The following is a 19,930-nucleotide window of genomic DNA, read 5'->3' as shown; positions in this document are numbered from 1 at the left end:
AACAGGTTTTCCGGATCGGTCAGCAGCAGGTTACTGTTTTTCCGGGCAGGATGCCCTCATCCGGCAGTCTTCGAGTTCCCCGGCATGGAACACTTTTATATCGACCGGCCGGCCCTGCCGGATCCGCTGCATTCCCTGTTTGTGCATCTCCGGATCATGCCGGAGGGTACGCGTCGTAAAATATTCGTGGATGGTTTCGAGAAACGATATCTGCTGGCAAAGAAATGCATTTTCATATTCCAGGATCTCCCGCGCGAGGGAAAGGCACTCGTCTTCCGGTATGGCCTCATGGTACCTCCCGTGCTCGTTCATCCGCGAGAATGTGCACCACGATACGATTTCTGCCCGGCCGGCTTCGCGGCGGAGCATGTGCGGGTAGATCCGGCAGACAGAGAACCGGCGATCGTAGATCCTGCACCGGTCCTCGTGTAAAAATCTACAGGATCCCTTGTCATCGCCGTCCATACGGAGCGCATAACCGGAGACGTACAGCGTGCCGTTCTGGTCGCAAAACTCCGGGTCCGGGGCGGGCACGTACGCACCGGGGTCGATCGCCCTCACGGTCTCAACATCCCGGTCCAAGAGGAAGATGTGCCGGTTGACGGCACGGGTGCAGCAGGTTCCGCAACGGTTGCACGTAAATCCGATCTGCCGGATCTCCTCTGCAAGGGTCGCAAGCGGGTAACCAAAGAGCCGGTTCTGCTCCTGCACCAGGGCGACGATGCGGCAGGGAATCGGGACATCTGCTTGTGCGGGTATCAGCATCCCCCCGGTTGGATCCTTTTCGGTATATCAAATTCGATGCCGGTAAGGGTGTACTCGGCCTGAAGATAGTCCCCTCCCGGGAGGAGCAGCTCGGATGCGGTCTTCATAGGTATCTGGTAACCGCCCACATCCGTATACCCCGAGAAGCTGCTCGAAAAAAGACCGGGGATCCGTCTGCCGGTTTTCGGGTGTGTTGTCTGGCACGCCTCGATACTCTTAATCCATCCCGCATCGTCGAAACGGACAAATGCTTCAACAGACCGGTCCTCGTCCCGAATGATCGCTTTTACCATCGACTCGTGGACCGGTTCCCAGCTGATGAAATGGGATGCCTTAAAAATCAGGGGAAAGAGTGGCGTGCCTGCCAGGTACCGGAAAAGCGAGCTGTCCTCAATTTCTCCGGTGCGTGCCGTGCAGAGCGGGAGGACCGAGAACAGGTGGAGTTTCATTCCCGCTTCGTGACGGATATAGTAGTGAAAGGCCTCAAGCCAGATTCCCGGGGCCCAGGCAATTTTCGCATGCCCGACAAATCCCGGTGTCGCAAGGGAAAAAAATGCCTCGCCGGACATGTTCATCCACCTCCCGGTTTTCCCGTAACGGATCCTGCCGGCATGCCGGATATGCACGCACCCGGCCGAATCCCGGTTCTCTCCTGCTGCCCGTGACCGGTACCATGTGACCGGCCATGGAGCTGACGGGAGGCCGGCGACCGCAGACAGTGGCGTATTCAGGACGATCAGACGAAGGTAGCGAATCTGTTCCTCGATCATAAGGGTAAAGAGCCCGCTGCCTACGACGATGATAAGAATAAAGACTGCCAGGCCCGAAAGTATCCCGATAACCAGTCCGACCGGCATCACTGCCCTCCTGTCGTTCGCATCCGGATATCCACCTGCCTGAACGGGATCTCGATCTTCTCGTCCCGAAACCGCTCATCGATACGGAAGTTCATGTAATCCTGCACGTCCCAGGAGTAATCGTAGTTGTTGGTCCAGAGGAGGAGCTGGCCGTTTAACCCCGACTCCCCGAATTCGAGGAAGTAGACCGACGGCCCCGGGTCGGCAAGTACCCACGGCGTCTTTGTCTGGGCTTCCCGGGCGACTTCGAGGAGAATTGCCTTGACCCGGGGCATATTCGATCCGTACGCGACGGAGAACGGGATCCGGACCTTGAGTTTAATGTCCGGTTGCGCGTAGTTGACGACAATGTTCGAAGTTATCTTCGAGTTTGGGATCGTCACTATCTGGTTGTCGAGCGTTTTGAGGCGCGTGCTCCGCGGGCCGATACTCACGATATCCCCAAAGTATTCGTCGAACTTTATCCGGTCGCCGATCACAAACGGCTTGTCCATGGTGATGATCGCGCCGCCAAAGAAGTTGGACAGGAGGTCCTGGGCAGCGAGCGCGACCGCGAGGCCTGCGATCCCGGCGCCTGCAAGAAACGGCGTGATGTCGACATTGAACGTCGCAAGGATGAGCAGGAACGCGATAAACCAGATCAGGTATTTTGCGGCAATCTCTAAAATTGGGATGATCCGGTCGTCGAGGTCCGTATCGGTCTTTTCTGCAATGACCGTGCCGTAGGTACGGATGAGGTTATAGGAGAAGACCGAGCAGATCCAGGCACCGAGCAGGATAAAAAATGCGGTGATGATCTGGTCCGTGATGAGCCAGCTTAAGGTATCCGGGACAACATCGAAGCGGGTCAGGGCCGCATAGATCGAGACGGCGATGATCGCGACCACGAGCGGCCCCCCGATCGCATTGAGGATGATGTTGTCAAGCTGGGTGTCCGTGGCGTCAGCCTTCTTTTTGAGCCAGCGGAGAACCAGGTGGGCCGCACCTGCGAGGGTCAGCCCGAAGATAACGGTAATGGCTGCGTGGAAATAGCCGGGATCCATCATGGTACCACCGGTGTCCCGGGTCCCGTGAAGAGGGGTGTGCTCATGCCTGCCGCCTCACAGGCCTCTTGTACCAGACATTCATGCTTTCGAGCGTCCCGCAGATGTTGGTGTTGTTTAAAAGCGTGCCCCCGTACTGGTATCCTGCGCGGGCAAACGTCACGTTCATCGGGTACGAGGTTGCACGGGCGATCGTGTAACTGATAAGGATCCCTTTTTCTTTCAGGTATTCTTCCATGGCATGGAGCAGGCAGCCGGCAAGGCCCTGACCCCGAAACGAGAGAGACGTGGCAAAGTCGGTCATCTCCGCATTTTTTGCGCCGTCATTTACATCGCATGAGGCCACAGCCACAATCTCCCCCTCGTGCAGGACACAGAAATAGCGGACATCCTCTTCCAGGGTCTGCCGGATAAACGCGGGATCGAAGACGGGAAACGGGTAACTCTCGAACGTTTCGCGGTAGAGTGTCGCAATCCTCTCCGCATCTTCGGGTGCAGCCTCCACGAGCGAAAAACCCCGGGGCAGGTGCGGCTTGTACTCAGCAGGGATATGCGCCCGTGCTTTCGCAAGAACGTCGGCAATAAGATCGGGGGAACGATTCAGAGCGCGCCCCGGCACGGTAAATTTTCCCATGAAAAGCGCGGTCTCAGACCCCGCGTAAAAGCCGGGAACTTCGGCCTCGGTCACGTATCCGGCCGAAATAAAGGGGTCTTTTGCATGCTCCGGAACCCGGATTACGATCTTCGTGTACCCGTTCTTCTCCACGAGCGCTCCCAGACGGGGAATAATTTCAGGGATATCTGATGGATCCAGACGCATCACGTAGGCCCGGTTGTTGAAATGCCCGTGCTGGACGCGGCTCTCGCCGATTTTTTCAACACTGTCAGGCATCATCGTTTAGCCTCCTCTCCATCCGGTCGGTATTCTCCGGGACAAGTGTCGTTGTCGTATCGTAATCGGCCAGCAGTTTTGCGACACCGACCACTTTTGATTCATCTGCGCGATTGATGTTCAGCTGGAGCTTGCAGGCTGCGCAATCGCCGTTGCAGAAGATCCGTTCATAATTTGCCGGCTCCTCGTAGGTGCAGATCATCCCCTCGTAATTGCGAAGGACTACCTTGTGCACAGACCAGGTCAAGAGGTAGTTGGGAAAGACCGGGATCTTTCCCCCGCCACCCGGTGCATCGACCACGTACCGCGGAACGGCAAACCCGCTCGTGTGCCCGATCAGGTTCTCCATGATCTCGATCCCTTTTGAGACCGGCGTGCGGAAATGGCTGATACCTTCCGAGAGATCGCACTGGTAGAGATAGTACGGGCGGACGCGGTTTTTGACCAGCTGGTGGACGAGTTCTTTCATGATCCTCGGGCAGTCGTTGATGCCGGCAAGGAGCACCGACTGGTTTCCGAGAGGAATACCGGCGTCGGCGAGTTTTGCGAGCGCGGTCCGGGCGGATTCGGTCATCTCCTTTGGGTGGTTGAACTGCGTGTTGACCCAGAGCGGGTGGTGCTTTTTTAAGACTGCTACGAGGTCATCGGTCACCCTGTACGGTAAGACCACCGGCACCCGGCTCCCGATCCGTATTACCTCAACATGCGGGATCGCCCGGAGCTCGGAAAGGATCCAGTCAAGGTAATCGTCACTGAGCATGAACGGGTCGCCACCGGAGAGGAGGACATCGCGGATCTGCGGGTTTTTCCGGATGTAATCGATCCCTTCAAGGATCTTTTTCCGGTCCGGGATCGAGTCCACGTCCCCGACTTTGCGTTTGCGGGTGCAGTGCCGGCAGTACATCGCGCAGGTGTTGCTGACCAGAAAAAGGACCCGGTCGGGATACCGGTGGGTGATGCAATCGCACGGGCTGTCTTTCTCTTCAGAGAGCGGGTCTGCCAGCTCGTAGTCCTCGACTATAAGTTCCTTGGGTGAGGGGAATGCCTGCTTGAAGATCGGATCGTTTTTGTAATCGTTCACATCGATGAGCGAGAGGTAGTACGGGGTGATGCTGAGCGGGAACTTCGCGATGGTCTTTTTGAGTTGTTCCTGCTCGGTCGGTGAGAATTTCAGCCCGAGCAGCTGCTGGAACGTGTCAAGATCGCGGATGGCGTGCCTGACCTGCCAGCGCCAGTCCTTCCAGTATTCCGGGACATTCCCGGTCTCTACTGTTTTCCGGAGCAGTGCCGGATCGCCGGGGGTCTCTGCGCCCTGGGAATATCCTTTCAGGATGGAGACGAGATCTTTTACCGTACTTTTTACCTGCCCGCTCAGGTGCCGGAACGTGAGGGGACGGTCTTGGGGGCCGGCACTTTGCCGGTCCCGTCCGGGGGAATCGGATGGTGGGGTCATTTCCCGGTTCCTCCCTTAGAACAACCACATTTTCTTTGGCTCGAAGTCCGTCAGCGCATGGCGGTAGTCGTCGAACCACCGGGCCACCGGGTTGGTTTTGAAGACCATGAACTTCCCGATGTCGGCCGGATCGGCTGACTGGTGGTACCGCATAAAGATATGTGAGGCGGTCTTTCCCACGATCTCGATCTTTCCCGTGGCATGGGACATGACAAACCGGGCCCTCTTCGCAAGTCCCGAGCACGCCTGCCAGGATTTCTGGAGACACTCGTAGGATTGCTCGACCGGGACCTGGAAGGACCGGTTGCCGGTGGTCGGCCGGCACTGGAACACATAGTAGGGGGGGATGCCGGCAAACGAAAGCCGCCTGAAAAGCGTGGTCAGGGTTGCCGGATCGTTGTTGACCCCGTCTAATATCGGCGTCTGGTTGACGAGGATAACCCCGGCGTTACGGAGCGCTTCTGCGGCCTGCATCGATACTGCCGTCAGCTCGCGGGGATGGTTGAAATGCGCCATTAAGTAGATGCGTTTCTCCGGTGTGCTGTACCGGGAGAGGACGGCAAGGAGCTCCGGGTCGTTTAAGATCCGGTACGGGTTGTACGCCAGCATCTTGCTGCCGATCCGGATGATGTTAACGTGTTCGATCTCCCGCAGCTCTTTTAAGATTGGCTCGATCTGACGCGTCGCAAGTGTGAGGGGATCGCCACCGGTTAAAAGGACGTTTGTTATCTCCTTGTGCTCCCGTATGTATTCGATATTATCGGAAACGTCCCGCACGGTTTCGCGCTTGCAGGACATAAAAAGCCTTTTCCGGAAACAGAAGCGGCAGATCCCGCCGCAGACATCGGTGAGAAGCAGAAGGCCGGTCTGGTCATATTTGTGCTGTAGGCCGGGTTTTTTGGTATAATCCTGTTCATGCGAAGGATCGGCAGATCCCCCGTCTTTGAGTTCCTGTATGTCAGGAATAACGATCCTGCGAACAGGGTCGTGGCCGTCTTTCCAGTCAATGAGAGAAAGGTAGTACTCGTTCGCACGGAACGGGAAAAGATCCGTTACCGTCTCCATCTCCTTTCGGTCTTTGGGGGAGAGCCCGACGAGGTTGTCGAGCTCTGAAACAGATGTCAGATACTTTGGAATCATGGTTCACCTGATGTAGGGGTGGTCTTCTCTGTCCGGGAAAGGACAGAAATTTGATTTGTGTGAAATTTTCAGATTGACATTAACAGGAAATGCATAGTACCCAAAATCACAAATCAGCACGTGCCTTTTATGGCTCATCTTTTAAACCCTTTGTGTTATTCCATTATACATGACGGAAAAGCCAAACTGGGCTTTAAAAACACAGGAAAAGGTTGTGTCGGCAGGGATTTTTCTTTTGTAACAAACGGGACGATCACAGGTATTACAATGGCGGGAAAACAAAGATCTCGTTACCTATGTCATCAGGTCGTACGATATCCGACGATATGCAGGCGGCATCGCCCGGCCCCGCCCCGGGGCCCGTGAAAGGACTGACCGGTGCCGACGTCGTACGTCTCCGGGAACAGTACGGCCCAAACGATATCCCTGAAGAAAAGAAAAACCCGCTTCTTAAGTTCCTCACCTACTTCTGGGGCCCGATCCCCTGGATGATCGAGGCGGCGGCAATCCTCTCGGCCGCGATTTCGCACTGGGAGGATTGTGCCATCATCATCCTGCTGCTCATGACCAACGCGGTCGTCGGGTTTTTCCAAGAGAGAAAAGCGGAAAATGCGATCGAACTCTTAAAAAAACGGCTCGCGCCCAATGCCCGCGTGCTCCGTGACGGGACCTGGCAGGAGATCCCGGCCCGCGAACTTGTGCCCGGGGATACCGTCCATATCCGGCTCGGGGATATCGTGCCGGCAGATGCCGTGCTTGGCACGGGATCCTATCTTCTTCTCGATGAATCGGCACTGACCGGCGAATCCCTTCCGGTCGAGAAAAAGACCGGCGATACGGTCTACTCCGGGTCCATCGTCCGCCAGGGCGAGATGGATGCAAGGGTTACCACCACCGGGGGAAACACCTTTTTTGGCAAAACCGCCCGGCTGGTCCAGGCAAAACCTCCCCGAAGTCATTTCCAGGCTGCGGTGCAAAAGATCGGGAACTATCTCATCCTCCTCGCGATAGTGATGGTCAGCATCATTTTTATCGTTTCACTCATAAGGTCAGCCTCGATCCTGGAAACACTTCAGTTTGCCCTCATCCTTGTAGTGGCGGCAATCCCCGTGGCGCTTCCTGCGGTGCTGACGGTGACCCTTGCCGTCGGTGCCGTGGCCCTTGCAAAACGGGAAGCGATTGTCAGCCGGCTCACGGCTATCGAAGAGCTGGCCGGCATGGATATCCTCTGTGCGGATAAGACCGGGACCATCACGCAGAACGCCATCAGTATCGGTGAGGTAAGGACCTTTCCCGGGGTTTCTGAGCAGGACGTCATTATCGCGGCGGCACTGGCTTCAAAAAAAGAGAGCAACGATCCCATCGATACGGCGGTTTTTGCGCGGTACGACCGTCTCGCCCTTCCCCCGGACAGCACCGGTCCTGAAATCCTGGCATTTGTCCCCTTCGATCCGGTTGCCAAATTCTCAAAGGCAACGGTCCGGGACGGATCGGGCCGGTCGTTTGACGTGGCAAAAGGAGCACCGCAGGCGATTGCGACCCTCGCCGGGACGGACGGGATTACAGCAGCGACGCTGGACGAATGGGTCACGGCATTTGCACAGAAAGGATTTCGTGCCCTCGGGGTAGCCCGGACCGACAGCACCGGGGCATGGCAGTACCTTGGCCTGATCGGCCTGTTCGATCCGCCCCGGGAGGATTCAGCGGCCACGATCACCGAGGCAAAAAAACTTGGCGTGAACGTGAAGATGGTAACCGGGGATCACATTGCCATTGCAGAAGAGATTGCCGGGCAGGTGGGCCTTGGCCGGAACATTATTCCCCGGACTGCACTGGTCGCCGGCGATGGAAAAGAGTCCCAAAACCAGCTGGAGTCTGCCGACGGGTTTGCCCAGGTGCTGCCCGAAGACAAGTACCAGATCGTAAAAGTCCTGCAGGGCAGCGACCATATCGTCGGGATGACCGGAGACGGCGTGAACGATGCGCCGGCACTCCGGGAGGCGGATACCGGCATTGCAGTCGCAGGCGCGACCGATGCGGCAAAGTCTGCTGCGGATATTGTCCTCACAAAACCCGGGCTCTCGGTCATCATCGATGCGATAGAGCGGAGCCGGGAAATATTCCGGCGCATGGAAAATTACGCAGTCTACCGGATTGCAGAGACGGTCAGGGTCCTGATCTTTTTAACGCTCTGTATTGTGCTCCTGGACTTTTACCCGGTCACTGCGCTCATGCTCGTCGTGCTCGCGATCTTAAACGACCTTCCCATCATGATGATCGCCTTCGACAACGCCCCGGTCGCACCAAAGCCCGTCCGCTGGCAGATGAACCGCATCCTGACCCTCGCAACGATCCTCGGGATTCTCGGGGTTATCTCCAGTTTCATCCTCCTCTGGGTGGCACGGGAATATTTCCATCTCGATGCCGGTGTCATCCAGACACTCATCTTCCTTAAGCTCGCGGTCGCCGGCCATATGACCATCTATCTTGCCCGCACCGGCCAGCAGCATTTCTGGGAGCGCCCGTTTCCCTCTCTTGCCCTTTTTGGTACCGCCGAACTTACCCAGATCGCAGCAACACTCATCGCGATCTATGGAGTTTTCATCATGACACCCATCGGGTGGTCTCTTGCGCTTATTGTCTGGGGGTACGCACTGGTGTCATTCCTCGTAAACGACCAGATCAAGGTCTGGCTTTTCAGGAAGATCCATCCCTATTCATAACACCGGTGCGGCCCCGGCCGGTGCCGGTTTTTTTGGCAGTTTTTTCCCGTTGCCTCATCCCCGGGTATCCGTGAAAGCATTTACCCAAGGACTGCCCAACCTCTTTTCATGTATACCAGAGCCCGTGAGATTGCCCGGACCGGTGCCGTGCTCTTCGTCACGATTGTCCTTCTCTTCGCTGCCGGCTGCACCGGTTCGTCCCCTTCGCATACAACCCCCCGTAAGGAATATGATCCCCAGACCACAATCCTTATCGGGAGTTCCGGTGTCAATCCCCCGGTCCTGGTCGTGGACAAAGGCGTTACCGTTACCTGGCTTGATACTGACATGGAATACCACACGGTCGCATCCGATGAGAATGATCCGGACGCCTTCATGTCGCCACCTCTCTTTAATAACGAAGAGTTCCAGTGGACCTTTACCATTCCCGGGACCTACAAGTTCCACTGCACGGAAAACCCGGCCATCAAAGGGACGATTATCGTAAACCCCTGAACCGGATCGTCGTTTGGTCTTTTCTCTTTTTTTAGGGAGTTCCCTGCAGGGCCGGGATCTCACGGGCAGGGATAGTGCTCCGTTTCATCTCTCTGTTTTTTGCCCGGAGAACCACAGCCGGATATGGATAAGAACGATGAAATAGTATCGGGCAAAACATACAAAAACCCGTGATATTCCATGACGTTTTCCTTCCCTTCCGGTATCACGCCGACAAAACGGGTTATCCTCATCGCCCTCGTTGTCGGTGTCATTGCCGGGTTCGGCTCGCTCCTTTTTTTTGAGGGGCTCAAGTGGGGAACGGCATTTTTCATGGGCTACCTCCTCCAGTACACGTACCCTCAGGAGGGCCAGAGCGTTGCCGCGATCAGCCAGTGGTCGGGGCCCCCGTCGCTCATGCTCCTCGTCCCCATCCTGATCTTCGGGAGCCTGCTCACCGGGATTCTTGTCACCCGGCTTGCGCCGGAGGCAGAAGGCCACGGCACCGATGCGGCAATTAAGGCATTTCATGGAGAAGGCAGGATCCGGCGACGGGTTCCGCTCGTAAAAGCGGTCACGGCCATCCTCACGATCTCGACCGGGGGGAGTGCGGGACGGGAAGGTCCGTCTGCCCAGATCTCGGCAGGGTTTGGATCGATGGTCGCCGATATGCTCGGCCTCTCTCCCCGCGAGCGGAGGATCGCACTCACCACCGGGATCGGGGCAGGGATCGGGACGATATTCAAGGCGCCATTCGGGGGAGCCGTGCTCGCGGCAGAAGTTCTCTACACCCGGGACTTTGAATCCGATGCGATTGTCCCGGCATTCCTCGCCTCGGTGATCGGCTATGCCATCTTCGGATTCTTCGAAGGTTACGCGCCCATTTTTTCACTTGGAGCGATCGTGTGGAATGTGTACCAGATTCCCCTCTTCCTCCTGCTCGGTGTCCTGTGTGCAGCGTTCGGCCTCATCTATATCTTTCTCTTTTACGGGAGCCGCGACTGGTTTGCTGCCCAGTTCAAACGGTACAATCTCCCGTTGTACTTAAAACCGGTCTCGGGGGCGGTCATTCTTGGGGTTCTTGTCGTTCTCCTCGCATTCATATCCCCCGAAGCAGAGACACTGGGCCTTGCCTCCCTCGGGTCGAGCTACGGGTTTGATCAGCTCATGTTCTATTCCATGCTCCCGCTCGCTGTTGTCCTGCTGCTCCCGTTTGCGAAGATCATTGCCACCTCCCTCACGCTGGGGAGCGGCGGGAGCGGAGGCGTGTTTGCCCCGGGACTGACTATCGGTGCCGGTGTCGGCGCGTCGCTCGGCCTCATCCTCCACCTGTTCTTCCCGGCCTATGTTCCGCTGGAAACGATCCCGGTCTTTGTCGTTGTCGGGATGATCGCCCTGTTCGGGGCTGTGGCCAATGCCCCCATCGCCGTTTTGATCATGGTCGTCGAGATGGTCGGGAGCATCACGATCCTGATCCCCGCAATGGCAGCAGTTGCGGTCTCGACCCTGCTTACCGGGGAAAAGACCATCTTCCGGCAGCAGGTACCGACCAAAGCGCAGTCCGGTGCACACCGGGGGGAGTACGACCAGAAAACGCTCGCACGGATCCCGGTCCGGGACGCCATGATCCCAAAGGAAAGCGTCATCACATTTTCCCCGACCCATACACCTTCAGACGTCCTTGATACCATCGGAAAAACCGGGCATACCGGTTTTCCCGTCATCGATGAAGGCCGGCTCGTGGGGATTGTCACGAACCGGGATGTGCGTTCCCTTAGTACCAGTGATGGTGGGTGCCCCACCCTGCGGGATGCCATAACACCGGCACCTCTGGTGATTCATCCGGACGATTCTCTTGAATCTGCCCTTGCGATCATGGTTGGCCACGATTTCAATCATCTCCCGGTTGTGGAAAAAGAGTCACCGGACACGCTGGCCGGGTTTCTCACGAGGACCGATATCCTGAGGGCGTATGCCCGGGCCAGTCATCTGGCAGCCTGCAAAAAAGAAGAAAATTCCCTCTCCTGAAATTGCTCACGTAGCCCCGTCACATACGGGAGCCTGAACCATGATCGTAGCTTACAGGTTCATCGGGGTTATTCCCCTTCAGTGACACACTGCCCCTTTGAATCATAGGTTTCAGGATCCCCTTTAAAGAACCAGTTCCGGTAGATGATCGGCGTAATTATCGTGGTGAGCAGGCTCATGAGCACGAGGGCGACATAGATCCCCTGGTCGATGACGCCGGCTTCGAGCCCGAGGAGCGCCACGATCATCGCCACCTCGCCCCGGGGCGCCATGCCGAACCCGACGATGAGCGAGTCTTTTCTGCACAGGCCCATGAGCCGGGCCGGGATCCCGCACCCGACGACCTTGGTGATGATGGCAACAAGGGTGAGGACGAGAAGGAAGAGCAAAATCTCCGGCGTCAGCGCCTTGAGATCGGCAATGATGCCGAGCGAGACAAAGAAGATCGAGGCAAAGATGATCTGGAGATACTCCGCCCCCTCTTTGAAATTTTTACTGTGGGTCAACTCCACGCTTTCAAAGGAGACGCCCGCGATGAATGCGCCGACGATGGCTGAAAGCCCCACGGCTTCTGCGCACAGCGCGTAGAGGAATGCGATCATCATGGCGAAGATGAAGATAAACTCGGGGAATTTTTTGCAGAAACCCGTGGCGTCCAGCCTTTCTACGTATTTGCTGACCACGAAGATGCCCAATGCGCCGCCAATAACAATGAATGCCACGGCCTTTATCGCGACAAGGGCGATCCCCCCGGCCGTGATCGTCCCGCTGACGACATCCGTGCTGATGGCAAGGGCAAGGAGGCTGAGTACGTCGTCGATGACCGCTGCACCGATGATCGCCTTTGCAGCCGTTGACTGGAGCTGGCCGAGTTCTTTTAGGACGTTTGCCGTGATCGCGATACTGGTCGCCGTCAGTGCGGTCCCGATGAAGATCGCGCTCGCGGTATTAAAACCGAATGCGAGCGAGAGCCAGTAGCCGCCGATCCATGGGATAATGACCCCTATCCCGGCGATCACCCCGTTTCTTATCGAGAGGATTTCCCTGACATTGAACTCAAGCCCGATGACAAAGAGCAGGATCACTGCGCCCAGCTGGGCAAGCCCCTGGACGAAATCGGTGTAGGTGATGAGACCGAGCGCACTCGGACCCACCAGGAGCCCGACGAGGATGAGGCCGATGACCGCCGACTGGTTGATCCGGGACGCGATGAGGTACCCGCCGAGTGCGACAAAAAGGAGCAGGCTCATCTGGAATTCCGGGGAGGTAAGGAGAGATTCCATCTGGTGTTACCTTGGGATGAAAAGTAAAAACCTTTTCTGGTTTTTTACCAGGAAACAGAAATGATGGGGGTCGGAACCCTGAAGAAAAACAAGCCCAATTCGGGCTCATTTTCCCGTTTTTGTCGCTGATCCCATGCCGGAAAACCCCGTATATCCCTTTTTTTGGGTTCCTGTGGAGAATACGCCCGAATAGTGCCCCGTTTGCCAAAATACGGCAGGTTTGCCCCTCGCCAAATGACCCTTAATGGCCATTCTACAGCCCCGGTTTTTGCCACGTATTTCAGTCCATCCGGCCTGGAAAAAGGCCGCCGGAACGCGAATATGAGGGTCTTTTTTTCCGACGGAGGCCGGGAAAAAGAGGGGAAGTCTCGGAAAACCAGTATAAACGAGAGCGTTTCAACAGGAGCCTTCTTTTTGAGAATCGCTCCTTAAGGGAGCGCCGGATACCTCACGCGTACTTTGCCGGATCCGCATCAAATTTCTTCTTGCAGGCCGGGGCGCAGAAGTAGTATCTCTTTCCCTTGTATTCGCTCGTGAGCTTTGCCGTCTTTTCATCCACGGTCATTTTACAGATGGGGGTCTATCGCCATACTTATACCTCAGGAATCTTCCTTGTCATGCTGATGGGAAATAGGTTTTCTCCGGGACAAACTGCCCTTGACTATAATGGCTGACAGCATTCCGGCACATCCCGAACTCTCGGGAGAATCTGAATGTGGGTCTGCTCTTTTTTTTAGCAATCTCTATACCGCACAACAGTGATTGTCTGTTGTCTGGAACCTATGACCCAAAAGCCGGCAGATCACGGGCACCTGAAACGGGAGATCGGCCTTTTTGATGCGACTGCGCTTGGCATCGGGGCGATCATCGGCTCCGGCATTTTTATTGTCACCGGCATTGTCGCCGGGATTGCCGGGCCGGCGATGATCGTCTCCATTATCATTGCCGGCGTCATTGCGGTCTTCTCGGCAATGAGTATTGCCGAGCTGGGGGCCTGTCTTCCAGAAGAAGGCGGGACATATGCATACGCACAGAAACTCATCTCCCCGTTCGCGGGATTCATCGCCGGGTGGATCTGGATCTTCTCCAACGTCTTTGTCGGCGCGGCAGTCTCCCTCGGGTTTGCGCATTACTTTGTCGCGCTCTTTCCCCCGGTCCCGGTAAAAGTCGTCGCCGTCGCAATCTGCCTGATCTTCCTCATCATCAATTACCTGGGCCTGAAAGGGTCGATCCTCTTTAACAACATCCTTGTCATGGCAAAGATCCTGATTCTTTTGTTCTTTGTCGCGTTCGGCCTGGGATTCCTCCGGCCGGGGACCTTCACTCCCTTTGCCCCGGAAGGATCGATGGGAATCCTCAGCGGAGCGGCCCTCATCTTTTTTGCCTACACGGGATTTGCCCGGGTCACTATCATGGCCGAGGAAGTAAAAGACCCGGAAAAAACCGTCCCCCGTTCCATTTACCTCGCGCTTGCCATCTCGACGGCCGTCTACCTCCTTGTGAGCCTTGTCGCCGTTGGCCTTGCCGGGGCACCGGCCCTTGCACACTCCGGCTCGCCCCTCGCCGATGCAATCGGGATGACAGGAAGTTCCGGGGCGATGATGGTGATCGCACTGGGGGCGATGATTGCAACGGCGAGCGTGCTGCTGACGACAATCATGGGTATCTCGCGGATTGTCTTCTCCATGGCCCGCAGCAATGATCTGCCGGGCGTATTTGGCAGGATCCATCCCCGGTTCAGCACACCCCACTACGCCATCGCAGTTACCGGGGCCTGCATGGTTGCCGCTCTCCTTCTCGCCGATCTCACGCTGGTCGTCTCGGTCAGCACGTTCGCCATGCTGCTGTATTACCTGATAGCCAACATCGCCGCACTCCGTCTGCCCCGGGAACACCGGCGGTATCATCAGGCTGTACCGGTTGTCGGGGCGTTGAGCTGTGCCGGGCTTATCGTATTTCTCAGTCCCGCATCGTGGATCATCGGCTGCATCGGCCTTGCGATCGGGGGGGCCGGGTTTATTCTCCGCAGGAAATCCACTTCCTGATGCCCTGCCGCATCCCATCGCATTTATTATTCCGGATGCCCTCAGACAACCAACAGGGAACTATCATGAAACGCGTCACTGTTAATGTACTGGTCGATATCGGCTGCCTGATCACGTTCATCCCGTCGCTCATCACCGGGCTTGTACTGTACTTCTTCCTGCCTTCGGGGAGCGGAAGGGGTGGGAACTGGACCACATGGATGGGGATCACCCGGCATGACTGGATCCTCTGGCATGACATTGCAAGCTTTGCCTTTGCCGCCCTGCTCGTCCTCCACCTGATCCTGCACGTGAAATTTTTCCGGCATATAAAAAGGTACCCGAAACCGGACGAAGAACCCGACGCGGCAGAATAAGAAAGCAGGATACCCGGGTTCTACCATTCAATCCTCGTCCCCACTCCTGTTTCCTGCATGGGACAATAGGTCGCAAGGACGAGCTTTGCCGGAAGCGACGTGCAATGGCAGGCATGCAGGGCGTCCAGGTGAAGGCGGTTTAAGTATTTCCCCGTCTTTGCAAGCTGTTTTGGCTTTGGTGAAATGAGGTGCAGCCCGCCGATAATATCCGCTACCCGGTTCTCCCCGCAGACCTCCCGGGCATATTCGGTTATGTTGCAGATCCCGGCATGCGAGCAGCCGGTGATGATGACGAGCCCTTTCGCTGAACGAAATGCGAGAGCGGTGTCATCGATCAGGTAATCCGGTTCTGTGTTCCCGCCAGGAGTGTGGATCGTCCGCTTCCCCGGATCTCCCTTTTCGAATGCAAATCTCCGTGGTATCTCGCCAAGGAACACAAGGTCCTCCGTAATCCAGACCGGTTTTTCGGACAGGCTTGTCGGGAACTGTTGTCTTGCCTCATCTTCACTCATCGACGAGCCGTTGTTCACGCCATCTTTTTCTTTTGGCCAGAAGCAGCGGGGGTGGGCGATGAGGCGGGGCAGCCGGGGCTGCTTCCCCTCCGGTGTTGCTCCGGCGAGGTACCGGGAGAGTTCGGGAAGCCCTCCGGTGTGATCGATATGTCCGTGCGAGAGGATGAGAAAGTCCAGATCCCTGAGGCTGATTCCCATCTTCTCCGCATTTGTAAAAAACAGCCCCGATAAACCGGTATCAAACAGGATCTTCTTTTCAGCGGTCTCGATGAAAAACGAGAGCCCGGCCTCACCCATGAAATCACGATCCGTGAGGGTTGTATTATCGACAAGGACGGTGAGGGAGAGCCGGGAGGTCATGGTGACATATCAGGTGAAAGGAGAATTAGCCTTTTCGTTTAAGGTGGGGGTAACCGGTCAGGTTGTGTCAAGGTACGAGAGTTTAAATGATTTATGCGCATATGAGTAATTATAATAAAACAACTCCAGCGAGGTACCATGACAGAACCAATAACCAGCACTAAAAAATCAGCCCCCGTCCGGCGGGGATGCATCGACGAGCACACCTGCGCCTGCGGCGAGAAACACGAAGAGCCCACAGGAGAGATCAGCCACCGGGAAGCCTGCACGTCCCCTAAAAAATTCGGTGAAACCTGCTGCTGCCAGTCCGAAGAGGAGGCTAAAAACGCCAGCCACCCCTGCGGACACGGGCCGCGCTGCCACTGATTACATATCTTTTTTTAAAATAAATTACCGGCACGAAACACCGGATCACGGTCCAGAAACTCCGTATCCGGGAAATGTACTATTCCCAACGAAAAAACGGGGATTTTCTGGTCCCGGCTGACATTCAGTGAAATGCCAGGTACAGGAAATACACGCCAATCGCGATGATAACAATCCCGATAATCCGGTCGGCAGCATCGCCACTCACCCGTGCTTTCTCCTTAATCTTCTTACCAATTGCACCACCAACGGAGCTGATCACAATCAGGGGAATGGAGAGGCCGATTGCATAAACCAGAATGGTCAAAAATCCCTGGAACATGGTCTGGTAAAGTGCGATGTACGTAAGCACGATGATAAGCATGGGAGCTCCCCGGCCAACCGTGATCGCGCCAAAGGAAAGCCCGAGCAGGAATGCACCGGTTATCGTGTAGGATGTCGGCACCCGGAAAAAATTGAATATGCTCCGGATCGGCGGTTTATAGACATGGAGTAGTTGGAGTCCCATCACGATCAGGAGAATTCCGCCAATCAACCACGCGATGGTGCTATTGAGAAATAAAAGATATTTCCCGATAAATCCTGCAATGATCCCCAGCGGCAGGAGCACAAGAATCGTACCGATACAAAAGGACACGACAAGCTTGAGGATTGTGCCAAAGGACAACTGCGTATTCCCGCTTGTCAGGTACCCGATCAGGCCAAGGCACAGTACACTGTTACAGGGACAGACCCCCGCAATCAGCCCGAAGATGAAGATCCCCAGAAGAGACGGGTCGAAGGCTGCCATATCAGCCCACCGTACGGATGAACAAACCAGAAAAGAATTTTTGCAGTCTCAAAATCGACTGGCAGGAACTGTCACAGAGATGAAATGGGATTCCTGATACATTGCAAAACCGGTTACAAAAGGATGTGATCAAATTCATTTCCCGTTCCTCTCCTTACTTCTGGCCCGGGAGCAGCGGTTCGAGAAGATCCTTGAGCGAATCATTCAGGTTCTCGACTTTTGTAAGGGCAAGACAGCAGATCTTCCCGTTTTTTCCCCAGCTGATCAGGGCGAATTTATCGCCGGTATTAATGCCAATTTTTTCCCGGACGTCTTTTGGGAGAATCATCTGGCCGCGTTCATCGATCGATAAAACCGCTTCCAGTTTGCACGTTGCATCGGGGCCGCATTTACATACCGAGGTTTCCAGGCTCCCGCCCACCCGGATTTCCTGTGTTTTTATCATGGGTGCTTCCGGATAGAGACTGCATTCTTATGATAAATATACTTTACCAGTAAAATCAGATTTTCCTGATAAGTTAGAGACAAACCTTGCCGGAGAACGGAAAATACCGATTCATCTATCGAGGCGCCCGGGAAAAACAAGCAGGTAAACAGATTAATTTAATTATTTGATTTCAGCAACACAAATCATTACCTATATTACTGGTTTTCGCGCATATGTGAAGTATGAACTATTTACGTCATGGAACTATTCTTGCCATCCTGATCGTCTGCCTGCTCGTTGCAGCAGGATGTACATCGACCAGTTCGTCAGCCACAGGTTCCGGCCAGTCGGCCGCAGTCACCACACCTGCTGCATCGCAGGGAAGCATCCTTGTGTACGCCGGCGCCGGGCTCAAGGCGCCGCTGGATGAGATCGGCCCGCTCTTCACAGAAAAAACCGGCATTGCCGTTCAGTACAATTACGGCGGGGCCGGGACGCTCGTCTCCCAGATGAACCTCACCAAAAAGGGTGACGTCTTCATGCCGGGTTCAACCACGGAATTCAAGACCGCAAAAAGCCAGGGCCTTGTCAATGAAAGCAAGCTCGTCGCCTACCATATACCGGTGATCGCGGTCCAGAAAGGAAACCCGAAGAACATAACGACGCTTGCAGACTTTGCACAGCCCGGTCTCAAGGTCGCCCTTGGCGATGCCAATGCCACGGCTATCGGTAAAGCCAGCACGAAAATGTTTGCCGCCCTCAACATCAGTGCAGCCGTTGAAAAGAACGTCGTGTCACGCACGCCAACCATCAACGAACTCACCGTGATCATGCAGACCGGCCAGGCCGACGCAGCGGTACTCACGCTCGACCAGTACGATGCGAAAACGATGGACATGATCACCATCCCGCTCAGCCAGAATGTCGTTTTGATCACGCCGATCGGCGCGACCACGTTCTCAAAGAACACGGATGCAGCAAACCAGTTTGTCAGCTTTGTCGCATCCGATGACGGGAAAGCGATCTTCGCAAAGCACGGCTTTGTTACGTACCCGAACGCGACCTACGCGAATGTCACACCGTAACCTGATACCCGTGAGGCCTCGCGCACATGAACGTTGAATATACACCCATCGGGATCGTCCACTGTCCGCTCTGCACACCCGGAGAACCGCCGTTCCAGAGCAGGTTCTCCACTTTTAAAGGGACTATCGAGATCTACCCGGAGTACGTGGAGGGGCTCAAGGACGTGGAGGGCTTCTCGCACCTTATCGTTCTCTGCCACTTTGACCGGGCACAGAAACGGGCGTTGCGCGAACAGCCGTTAACCGATGGCAACGCACAGCACGGGATCTTTGCCACCCGGCATTTCAACCGGCCAAATCCCATCGGGATCGCCTACGTGGCGCTTGACAAGATCGATGGCGGGACGCTCCACGTCACCGGCCTCGATCTCCTTGACGGAACCCCCGTCCTCGACATCAAGCCGTACATCCCGGCCTTTGACAGCATCCCGGACGCAAATCCCGGCTGGGTCTCAGAAGAGCATGTCGGGCGTCTCAAAGCGTCATCGGCACAGGCCTGCAAACATGCCGGGACACCGGCACGGCATGCGTGAACAGTAAAAGGGGGCAACCGATGCGCAGGTTTTCCCTTGCCCTCACGTTTTGTATCTTTCTTGTCATCGCGGGAGTCCTTGTAGGGCTGGTCCTCTACCCGCCGCTGCCGGCGCTTGCGGCAAGCCTTGCCAGCCCCGAGATCCGGTTTGCCATCGGGCTGAGCCTGCTCACGAGCACGATCTCGACTGCCATCTGCGTGGCCCTTGCCATTCCTGCGGCCTATGCACTCGCACGATACGAGTTCCCGGGGAAAAAGGTTGTCAGCCTCGTCCTCACGATCCCCCTCGCGCTGCCGCCACTCGTAGCCGGTATCGCACTTCTGCTATTCTTTGGAACGACAACATGGGGAAGACTGCTTGAATCCATGGGATTCGAAGTCATCTTCACGCCGCTTGGGATCATCGTCGCGGAAGTATTCGTCAACCTCCCCTACATGATCCGGATCCTCAAATCCTCGTTTACTGCGGTCAACCCCCGGTACGAGAACGTGGCAAAGACACTCGGGTGCACGGAGACCGGGGCGTTTTTGCAGGTGACCCTCCCGCTCGCACGGCCCGGCCTTGTGGCGGGGACGACGATCACGTGGGCAAAATCCATGGGAGAGTTCGGGGCGGTCCTGATGCTTGCCGGCGCGACCATGATGCGCACCGAGACGCTGCCCATGGCGCTTTACCTCAACATATCGGCCGGGGACCTCGACATGGCCGTTGCAGCCTCGGTGATCCTGATCCTGATCTCGCTTTTCGCACTCTTTGTTGTCGAACACTTTTCCGATGAGGCACACGTGTTCTAGGAGG

Annotated in this window: 20 protein-coding genes; 9 read left to right on the top strand and 11 right to left on the bottom strand. The window is 56.1% G+C overall.

Annotated features, from left to right (window positions below):
- Nucleotides 1-30: 30 nt before the first annotated feature.
- The 6 genes from WCX19_RS04180 to WCX19_RS04155 are packed head-to-tail and all read right to left on the bottom strand — an operon-like array spanning nt 31 to nt 6,150.
- Nucleotides 31-765: a YkgJ family cysteine cluster protein gene (locus tag WCX19_RS04180; protein ID WP_373005440.1), complete on the bottom strand. Its 735-nt coding sequence runs from the start codon at nt 763-765 to the stop codon at nt 31-33.
- A complete protein-coding gene (locus WCX19_RS04175) occupies nt 759-1,622 on the bottom strand; it encodes a DUF6544 family protein (RefSeq protein ID WP_373005438.1) in 864 nt (287 codons plus the stop codon). Before WCX19_RS04175 ends, WCX19_RS04180 begins: the two co-directional genes overlap by 7 nt.
- Entirely contained in the window at nt 1,622-2,668 is a 1,047-nt protein-coding gene (locus WCX19_RS04170; protein ID WP_373005436.1) for a mechanosensitive ion channel family protein, read from the bottom strand. Before WCX19_RS04170 ends, WCX19_RS04175 begins: the two co-directional genes overlap by 1 nt.
- A 40-nt stretch (nt 2,669-2,708) precedes the next feature.
- Nucleotides 2,709-3,560, bottom strand: coding sequence for a putative beta-lysine N-acetyltransferase (ablB, locus tag WCX19_RS04165; protein ID WP_373005434.1), 852 nt, complete (start codon nt 3,558-3,560; stop codon nt 2,709-2,711).
- Nucleotides 3,550-5,010: a lysine 2,3-aminomutase gene (gene ablA / locus WCX19_RS04160; RefSeq protein ID WP_373005432.1), complete on the bottom strand. Its 1,461-nt coding sequence runs from the start codon at nt 5,008-5,010 to the stop codon at nt 3,550-3,552. Before ablA ends, ablB begins: the two co-directional genes overlap by 11 nt.
- Before the next feature lie 15 nt (nt 5,011-5,025).
- Nucleotides 5,026-6,150, bottom strand: coding sequence for a KamA family radical SAM protein (locus WCX19_RS04155; protein WP_373005430.1), 1,125 nt, complete (start codon nt 6,148-6,150; stop codon nt 5,026-5,028).
- Between the two features lie 296 nt (nt 6,151-6,446).
- Here WCX19_RS04155 and WCX19_RS04150 point away from each other — a divergent pair, with 296 nt between their 5' ends.
- The 3 genes from WCX19_RS04150 to WCX19_RS04140 all read left to right on the top strand — a co-directional run bounded on the left by WCX19_RS04150 (nt 6,447) and on the right by WCX19_RS04140 (nt 11,375).
- Entirely contained in the window at nt 6,447-8,873 is a 2,427-nt protein-coding gene (locus tag WCX19_RS04150) for a plasma-membrane proton-efflux P-type ATPase (RefSeq protein ID WP_373005428.1), read from the top strand.
- Nucleotides 8,874-8,981: 108 nt separating this feature from the next.
- Nucleotides 8,982-9,368, top strand: a complete 387-nt coding sequence (locus WCX19_RS04145) for a cupredoxin domain-containing protein (RefSeq protein ID WP_373005426.1) — start codon at nt 8,982-8,984, stop codon at nt 9,366-9,368.
- 180 nt (nt 9,369-9,548) lie between these two features.
- Entirely contained in the window at nt 9,549-11,375 is a 1,827-nt protein-coding gene (locus tag WCX19_RS04140; RefSeq protein ID WP_373005424.1) for a chloride channel protein, read from the top strand.
- A 68-nt stretch (nt 11,376-11,443) separates the two neighbouring features.
- On the opposite strand, the gene WCX19_RS04135 is transcribed toward WCX19_RS04140, so the two are convergent.
- Together WCX19_RS04135 and WCX19_RS04130 are read right to left on the bottom strand one after the other, a co-directional pair.
- Nucleotides 11,444-12,658 carry a cation:proton antiporter gene (locus tag WCX19_RS04135; RefSeq protein WP_373005422.1) on the bottom strand — a complete coding sequence of 405 codons (1,215 nt, stop codon included), beginning with the start codon at nt 12,656-12,658 and terminating at the stop codon, nt 11,444-11,446.
- A gap of 448 nt (nt 12,659-13,106) precedes the next feature.
- Nucleotides 13,107-13,223, bottom strand: a complete 117-nt coding sequence (locus tag WCX19_RS04130; RefSeq protein ID WP_373005420.1) for a YHS domain-containing protein — start codon at nt 13,221-13,223, stop codon at nt 13,107-13,109.
- Nucleotides 13,224-13,440: 217 nt separating this feature from the next.
- Between WCX19_RS04130 and WCX19_RS04125 the strand changes: the two genes are divergently transcribed.
- Nucleotides 13,441-14,703, top strand: coding sequence for an APC family permease (locus tag WCX19_RS04125; protein WP_373005418.1), 1,263 nt, complete (start codon nt 13,441-13,443; stop codon nt 14,701-14,703).
- A 65-nt stretch (nt 14,704-14,768) separates the two neighbouring features.
- Nucleotides 14,769-15,059 (top strand): DUF4405 domain-containing protein, encoded by a 291-nt coding sequence (locus WCX19_RS04120; protein WP_373005416.1) that lies wholly within the window; start codon nt 14,769-14,771, stop codon nt 15,057-15,059.
- A gap of 20 nt (nt 15,060-15,079) precedes the next feature.
- Here WCX19_RS04120 and WCX19_RS04115 read toward each other — a convergent pair whose 3' ends face one another.
- A complete protein-coding gene (locus WCX19_RS04115) occupies nt 15,080-15,931 on the bottom strand; it encodes an MBL fold metallo-hydrolase (RefSeq protein WP_373005414.1) in 852 nt (283 codons plus the stop codon).
- 138 nt (nt 15,932-16,069) lie between these two features.
- Between WCX19_RS04115 and WCX19_RS04110 the strand changes: the two genes are divergently transcribed.
- On the top strand, nt 16,070-16,297 hold the full coding sequence (locus tag WCX19_RS04110; RefSeq protein WP_373005412.1) for a hypothetical protein: 228 nt from the start codon (nt 16,070-16,072) through the stop codon (nt 16,295-16,297).
- Between the two features lie 124 nt (nt 16,298-16,421).
- Here the strand turns inward: WCX19_RS04110 and WCX19_RS04105 are convergent, their stop codons facing one another.
- Both WCX19_RS04105 and hgcC read right to left on the bottom strand, forming a co-directional pair.
- Nucleotides 16,422-17,087 carry a cytochrome c biogenesis CcdA family protein gene (locus WCX19_RS04105; protein ID WP_373005410.1) on the bottom strand — a complete coding sequence of 222 codons (666 nt, stop codon included), beginning with the start codon at nt 17,085-17,087 and terminating at the stop codon, nt 16,422-16,424.
- Nucleotides 17,088-17,241: 154 nt separating this feature from the next.
- Complete coding sequence (gene hgcC / locus WCX19_RS04100) at nt 17,242-17,532, bottom strand: HgcAB-associated protein HgcC (RefSeq protein ID WP_373005408.1); 291 nt, start codon at nt 17,530-17,532, stop codon at nt 17,242-17,244.
- A 224-nt stretch (nt 17,533-17,756) separates the two neighbouring features.
- Here hgcC and modA point away from each other — a divergent pair, with 224 nt between their 5' ends.
- Genes modA through WCX19_RS04085 form a run of 3 tightly spaced genes read left to right on the top strand, consistent with a single transcriptional unit; the run spans nt 17,757 to nt 19,926 of the window.
- Nucleotides 17,757-18,599, top strand: a complete 843-nt coding sequence (gene modA, locus WCX19_RS04095) for a molybdate ABC transporter substrate-binding protein (protein ID WP_373005406.1) — start codon at nt 17,757-17,759, stop codon at nt 18,597-18,599.
- 26 nt (nt 18,600-18,625) lie between these two features.
- The gene (gene tsaA, locus WCX19_RS04090; protein WP_373005404.1) at nt 18,626-19,132 is read left to right on the top strand and encodes a tRNA (N6-threonylcarbamoyladenosine(37)-N6)-methyltransferase TrmO; all 507 of its coding nucleotides are present in this window, start codon (nt 18,626-18,628) and stop codon (nt 19,130-19,132) included.
- Nucleotides 19,133-19,152: 20 nt separating this feature from the next.
- Nucleotides 19,153-19,926: an ABC transporter permease gene (locus WCX19_RS04085; RefSeq protein WP_373005402.1), complete on the top strand. Its 774-nt coding sequence runs from the start codon at nt 19,153-19,155 to the stop codon at nt 19,924-19,926.
- Nucleotides 19,927-19,930: the final 4 nt, after the last annotated feature.

Origin of the sequence: Methanoregula sp., from assembly GCF_041663825.1 — an archaeon.
Lineage (GTDB): Archaea > Halobacteriota > Methanomicrobia > Methanomicrobiales > Methanospirillaceae > Methanoregula.
This window is presented reverse-complemented; position numbering and strand designations above follow the sequence as displayed.